Source organism: Gemmatimonadota bacterium, from assembly GCA_026706345.1.
Classification (GTDB): domain Bacteria; phylum JAAXHH01; class JAAXHH01; order JAAXHH01; family JAAXHH01; genus JAAXHH01.
Genome location: JAPOYX010000253.1, coordinates 1 through 1,087, shown reverse-complemented (window position 1 = coordinate 1,087; position 1,087 = coordinate 1). Strand labels below are relative to the sequence as shown.

2 protein-coding genes are annotated in these 1,087 nt (G+C 60.2%); both read right to left on the bottom strand.

What is annotated here, in order from left to right:
- A partial coding sequence (locus OXG98_17980) for an aromatic ring-hydroxylating dioxygenase subunit alpha (protein ID MCY3773900.1) occupies nt 1-972 on the bottom strand: 972 nt, incomplete at its 3' end.
- A partial coding sequence (locus tag OXG98_17975; protein MCY3773899.1) for an alkylhydroperoxidase occupies nt 956-1,087 on the bottom strand: 132 nt, incomplete at its 5' end. The genes OXG98_17975 and OXG98_17980, both read right to left, overlap by 17 nt.

Here is a 1,087-nt window from a genome sequence, read left to right as displayed (position 1 = left end):
CTCGTTGGCAATACCCTCGTGCACGGCCTCCAACACCTCGCGATCCTCTTCGAACGCTTCCAATGCGCCCTGGGCGATCGTCTCGGTGATCGATTCGTCGTCGGAATCCGTATTTCGCTGTTGCAACCAGTGGTACCGGGTATTGTTCTCGTCGGTCGGCGTGATGAAGTGGTAGGAGACCATGACGTACGGATGCTCCGCCTGGCGCCAATGTTCGCCACCCTGACCGGAGGGGACGAAAATGGATCTGTTGATCGCGGTCGAGGGGTATCGAACTTCGTAGTGCTGCAGCCGGTCGCAGTTTCCCGTGAACTTGACAAGCCGTGTGTAATAGCCGGGAAGCTCAACGTCCCTGATCCAGCGGCTCACGACGAGACCGTCGGATCGCTCTTCCCGATGAAGCGGCGTGTCCTGCGTGCCCGAAGAGGCGAACGTCGTTGGATGAACCCACGCAACGTGGGAAGGGTCGAGAAGGTTGTCCATCAGGTAGAGGTAATTGCACCGGCACGACAACGCGGCGCCCCGGGTGATATGCCAGTCCGGATGCTCTGCGTATTCGATGTCGATCAGATCGGCTTCGTCTGCCGCAGACGGTTCGCCCATCCACACCCACAGGAGACCGTACTTGTCCACGGCCGGATAGCTGAGCACGCGAGCCAGAGGTGGAATCAGACCTTGCGTCGGCGCCCTGACGCAGGCGCCGGAAGCGTCGAACGTCAATCCATGGTAACCGCATTCGACACAGTTGCCCGTGAGCCGCCCCCTGGACAACGGCAACTTTCTGTGGGGGCAGGCGTCCTCAAGCACAACCGGTACACCGCGGCGGTCGCGAAATACCACGATCCGTTCGCCAAGCATCTGCAACGGCGTCAATTGCCTGCCGATTTCCCTCGACAAGGCCGCGACATACCAGGCATTTCGCAAGTAGGTTGTGGAATGCGAGCCGACGTCCTGGTCAGTCGTAGTAGCCAATTTCGTCACCGTCCGTCGTCACGCCCAGGCCGTTCAGGAGGCGATTCGAGTAATTGAAGTACGCCACGACCTGGTTGACCTCGAGAATCTCTCCGTCGCTGCAACCGGAGTCGCG